The organism is Bacteroidota bacterium (assembly GCA_034723125.1).
Classification (GTDB): Bacteria; Bacteroidota; Bacteroidia; order CAILMK01; family JAAYUY01; genus JAYEOP01.
In genome coordinates this window covers 1-5,530 of sequence record JAYEOP010000046.1, presented here as the reverse complement: position 1 = coordinate 5,530, position 5,530 = coordinate 1, and the positions used below count along the sequence as shown (strand labels likewise).

The window sequence follows — 5,530 nt, the reverse complement described above, 5'->3', positions numbered from 1 at the left end:
TCATATTGCCACCGTCAGACTGTCTAAAAAAATTAACAATTTGTAGATAAAAATAATTTCCCACTAAAGGAATAATTTCTATTTTTATACTATGAAATTTATACAATGAGTATTATTTGCTTATTAACAGTTGAGTAAAAGGTAAAATCTTTATTGTTTTGTTGTATAGTGAAAATTATATTATATTTGCGAATAGATTTAAAATAGATTCAAAATTTATTAGTACATGAAAATATTAAAACTACAGAAATCTATACTCATATTACCAATTACCAACAAGGGATTTGACCTGTCTGCGTAGCTCGCACAGGCAGATGAAATTTATAAACCATTGGATAATATTGTATTATGGAATTTTTTAACAAAATATATAATGGAAATATAATGAGTGGTCATTATATCCACTCGTTACCAACAAGCATAAAAGACAATGGACACAGGAGATTTATCAGAAGAAACCCACAGAGCAATAATGATAGAAGCAGAAATGTTCAATCATGATTTGACGTTACAATTTGGATTATTATCAAGTGACTGCAAAAATGAGAATGATTTTATTGAAAAATCAATTCGACTGATTAGTGAAATGAAAAAGTATGATGATATTGACCTTGATGACATGTTTTTTGGAAATCCACCAAAGATTAATGATTTTCATATCGCACTTAAAAGAATTTTTGATAATATTGTAGAATTAAAAAAGATTCCAACAGAAAATAGAACAGATGATTAAAGAAGAAATCAAAAAAAAAGAAAAGAAATTATTGGAACTGACAGGTTCGTTTTGTGCACAAGAATTAGATGATGACTATTATCGACTTTGTGAAAAATTAATTTTGAAATTAGGGAGAAAGAGAGATGTTCCATTTAAAAGTGGGAAAATTGAAATTTGGGCAGCCGCAGTTATACACGCTATTGGTTCAATAAACTTTTTATTTGACAAGTCATTTGAACCGTATGTAACAGCAGAACAAATAAGTGAATACTTCGGAACAAAAAAATCGACTGTTTCAAACAAAGCAAGACAAATTAAAGACATGTTAAAAATGGGATATTATGATTCTGATTTTTCAACTCAACACATGACAGGAAACAACCCGTTTAATGACATGGTTATGGTTAATGGACTTATTGTTCCTTTATCGTCAATTCCAGAAGACTTACAAGAAATGGTAAAGAAAGAAAGAGCCGAAGGACGTGACATAGAATTTACTACTCAGCAAGAATAAAAGAAATGCCAGTTGGTAACAAAAAATATAGAGCACCTGCCCGTTCCGCAGGCGGGTTTGACAGATAGTCCTAAATATGAACATTTTAGCAATAAATAAACATAATAGCAAATTGAAAAATTGAAGTGTTAGAATACCTAACTTTTCATATTGCCACCGATTTTATTACAAAATGTTCAACGTTTAATTTATAAAAGAGGGCAAGTTAAGGAGAAAATTTTAAGTTCTCTTAAAAGATATTTTGTTTTTATTATATTTATCAATAATTTTGAAAGTTGATTTAAGAAGCATTTTATTCTAAAAAAAAATAGATTAATTTTTTACAAAAGATAATTATTAAATATTTAAGCATTATGAATGTTAAAAAAAACAAACAGCTTTCTGTTCTTTTAGCACTTATTTTATTTACTGCTATTCTTCCGCTAAAATTATTTTCACAGGCAATACGCTCAGGAGTTACGATTGAGTATGGTTTGTCTCATCCGAAACGTCTTGATTCTTTTAATTTTATTAAAGGTGGTGAAAAATATCATGTAAAAAAAGATTCAAAAGGTTATGGTTCTTTTATTGGTATTGGTTTTAATTTTAAATTTGGTTATCAAAGGCATTATTTGGTATTTGAACCGGGAATCAGATTTTATGACCAAAATTATCTTTTAAATATGGACTCTTTAGAATTATGGAGTGTAGATGATAGTGTAAAATTCGGAATTTCTGAGTCTAGTTTTAATTTTAAGGTATTATATAATTATAGATTTAAGATTCGTAGAAGTAACTTTGGATTAGCAATGGGAGCAAATTATGTTTTACCTCATTTTGAAATACGAGACAAAAGCTTTATGAGTTCCGGTGATAATGATACGGATATAGAAATTGACGATATAGGACTTGCTTCATTATTGGAAAAAACCTATAATGAAAATGCTCATCTTTACGCAATTATTGGACTTGATTATGAGCCTTTTGAATTTTTAACAGTAGGCTTTCGTTGGCATCAGCGAGTAAATGAAATTTATGATAACGTACCTAAATTCTTTTACTCAATCTATGCTAATTATTCATTACCACTAACTAAGGTAAAAAAAGATATTTACATTGACAAAAGCAATTGGTAATTTAAAAAACAAAATAATTATGAAAAATATAATATCAATAATATTAATTTTTATTTCAATACAAATAAATGCACAACAAGTAGAGATTGCACCACAAATCGGTCATTCTACAGGAATTGTAATGTTGGAATTTAGTTCTGACGGAAAATTTATTGCAAGTGTAGGGGAAAATAACAAAATAATAATTTGGGATGTAAGGCTTGGCAAACAAATATCTTCTATTTATTACGAAGAAAGTAATTATATAAGCCGAATTTATTTTGATGAAAATAATGAAAATTTAATTGGAGCAAACTATGGGGAAAAGAAATTTATGTACAATATCAGCTCCTCAAAAACAACAAAGATTAGTGGTAATGTATCTTCAAAAGAGCCTGATTTGACTGATGATATTTCTATTAATTCTTTTATTTTAAGTAGGGAAAAGAAGTATAAAAAAATAAGTAACAATATTGAATACAAATTTAAATGCTTCGCTGTTTCGGAAAAAAATGACTTGCTTGTAGCAGGAAATGAGGATACAAAAGTTTATGTTTATAAATATTCAAATGGAAATAAATTAGCTTTACTACATAAACATATTGCAGATGTAAATGATGTATGTTTTAGCAAAGACCAAAGTATGTTTGCTACTGCAAGTGATGACAGGTCAATTTTAATTTGGGATTCAAAAGACTTATCAATGATAAAAAGGCTTTATCCACGATCTTTTAGGGCTTATAGTGTTGATTTTTATGGTGATTACAGAATTGCTTTTGGAGATGAAATAGGAAGAATTAAAATTGTGGATATGTATCAGGGTAAATTTAAAATTGAAACATTTAAACCTCATGATAAAAAAATAAATGATATTGAATTTTCACATAATGGGAAATATGTGTTAACAGGTGGTTCCGACTTAAAAGCCTGTATTACCGATATTGAAAAAGACGAAATAATTCATACAATTCCTTACCATTCAGGTTTTAAAGTCTGGTTGGACAAAAACAATCCTCTCAGTATTTATGATCAACTTTTTAGGATTAAAACAAGAGAAAGTTTTACCTATGATGTTAATTCTGTTTCTTTTAATGATTCGGATAACTTAGTTGCTTTTGGTGGAACATCTTATGGAAAATATTTGCAGGATAGAATTATTGTTTATGACATTGAAACATCCAAAATGAAGTCAAAAAAACTTTGGAATACCGGAAAAGCAAAAATAGAGTATGTGCAATTTATCACCAATGATAAAATGATTACACGAAAAGATAACAATGATTTTTATAAATGGAAATTAGGACTTATGTCAACTCCTGTTTGTGAATCAAGAGAGACGTTAAACTTATATAATTTGAAAAGATTTGATAATGACTTGGGAATTACTTATGATTTTAAAAGTTATGCACAATATAAAGGTGGAATTTCAACAATTGAGAAAGTTAATTTTAAAAATGATATTGTTGCAACAGCAATTGGAAATGATGTGGAAATAAGCAATGTAAACGGTTACCCGAATAATGTAAATACTGTATTAAAAGGACACACAAGCTTTATTACAGATTTGGATTTTAATTTTAGTAAAAATATAATTGCAACTACAAGTTATGATGCATCAGTAAAATTATGGAATATTGAATCGGGTAAATTACTTGCAACCTTGTATTTGGTTGATAATGAAAAAATTGTTGTTATGACTCCCGATAATTATTATTTAGCACCAAATGATGCATTAAGTGGTATAGGTTTTAAATATGGAAAGCAGTTTTTTCCTCCCGATCAATTTGATTTAAAATATAATCGTCCCGACATTGTGCTTGACAGACTTGGAATTGTGTCTGATGATCTTATAAAAATGTATCATAAAGCATATCAAAAGCGTCTAAAGAAAATGGGATTTACAGAGGATATGCTTAGTGATGATTTTCATTTGCCAACAATAGAAATATTAAATAAAAATAAAATATCTTCAGAAACTGAGAATAATAAAGTAGTATTGGAAATATCAGCTGAAGATACAAAATACAAACTTGACAGGATAAAAGTTTGGATAAATAATGTTGCAATTTACGGACATAGGGGAATAAATTTGCGAATGCATGATTCTAAAAAGTTTAAATTAACAATTAAAACAGAACTTACAAAAGGTAAAAATAATATTCAAATTTCGGTATTGAATCAAAAAGGAGCAGAGTCATTAAAGAAAAGCGTTGAAGTATTTTATAAAGCTCCCGAATCAAAACCTAATTTATATATTGTTTCAATTGGAACATCAAAATTTATAGATAGTGAGTTTAATTTAAATTTTGCAGCAAAAGATGCAAAAGATTTAGTTTCTATTTATCAGACAAAGAATAAGTTGTATGAAAATATTTATGTAAAAGTATTAACAAATGATCAGGTAACGGAAGCAAACATAAAAAAGACAAGGGAATTTTTGGAGCAAGCAGGAAGAGATGATATTGTGTTGCTTTTTATTGCAGGGCATGGAGTATTGGATGAAAATCTTGATTATTTTTTCGCAACACATGATATGGATTTTGAAAATCCCAAAGGCAAAGGAATTGTTTATGAAGATATTGAAGCCCTTTTGGATGGTTTGAAAGCATTGAAAAAAATATTTTTTATGGATACCTGTCATTCGGGTGAGTTAGATAAAGATGAAGTTGAACGTACTTCTTCTTCTCAGTCAGAAAGTGGAAAAATAACTTTTAGAAGTGCAGGAGTGGGAGTAAGGCAAAAAGAAGGAGTTGGATTAAACAATACTTCTGAACTTATGAAAGAAATGTTTTCTGATTTGAGGCGTGGCACTGGAGCAACTGTAATTTCAAGTGCAGGAGGTGCTGAGTACGCTATGGAAAGCAGGGATTGGAATAATGGCTTATTTACTTATTGTTTACTACATGGCTTAAAAGACGAAGCGGCTGACCTTAACAGTGATGGAACAATAATGCTTTCCGAACTTCAAAGATATGTGCAAAAGCAAGTAAGCGAACTTTCAGGCGGTAAGCAAGTACCTACTTCAAGAATTGAAAATTTAAGTATGGATTTTAGGGTTTGGTAATTTAGTTTTTAGATGAAAGAGAAGGATATTTTTTAATTAATCGTTTAGCTTCTCTTTTAAAAGTATCAGTAGTATCTACTTTATAAGTCATTTAGAAAATCTTTTAAAGGAGTAGTTTTCATTTTACCTTGTTCAATAAGTTG

At 28.8% G+C, this 5,530-nt stretch carries 4 protein-coding genes; all 4 read left to right on the top strand.

What is annotated here, in order from left to right:
- Positions 1–430 precede the first annotated feature (430 nt).
- Entirely contained in the window at positions 431–733 is a 303-nt protein-coding gene (locus U9R42_01580; protein ID MEA3494706.1) for a hypothetical protein, read from the top strand.
- The gene (locus U9R42_01575) at positions 726–1,229 is read left to right on the top strand and encodes a DUF6398 domain-containing protein (protein MEA3494705.1); all 504 of its coding nucleotides are present in this window, start codon (positions 726–728) and stop codon (positions 1,227–1,229) included. The genes U9R42_01580 and U9R42_01575 overlap by 8 nt, the downstream gene beginning before the upstream one ends.
- Positions 1,230–1,582: 353 nt before the next feature.
- Positions 1,583–2,344 carry a hypothetical protein gene (locus U9R42_01570; GenBank protein ID MEA3494704.1) on the top strand — a complete coding sequence of 254 codons (762 nt, stop codon included), beginning with the start codon at positions 1,583–1,585 and terminating at the stop codon, positions 2,342–2,344.
- 19 nt (positions 2,345–2,363) lie between these two features.
- Positions 2,364–5,387, top strand: a complete 3,024-nt coding sequence (locus tag U9R42_01565; protein ID MEA3494703.1) for a caspase family protein — start codon at positions 2,364–2,366, stop codon at positions 5,385–5,387.
- The last annotated feature ends 143 nt before the right edge of the window (positions 5,388–5,530 follow it).

Bases quoted from the DNA above. Each gene is read 5' to 3' on its own strand.
- U9R42_01565 (MEA3494703.1), top strand. From the start codon at position 2,364: ATGAAAAATATAATATCAATAATATTAATTTTTATTTCAATACAAATA.
- U9R42_01580 (MEA3494706.1), top strand. From the start codon at position 431: ATGGACACAGGAGATTTATCAGAAGAAACCCACAGAGCAATAATGATA.
- U9R42_01570 (MEA3494704.1), top strand. From the start codon at position 1,583: ATGAATGTTAAAAAAAACAAACAGCTTTCTGTTCTTTTAGCACTTATT.
- U9R42_01575 (MEA3494705.1), top strand. From the start codon at position 726: ATGATTAAAGAAGAAATCAAAAAAAAAGAAAAGAAATTATTGGAACTG.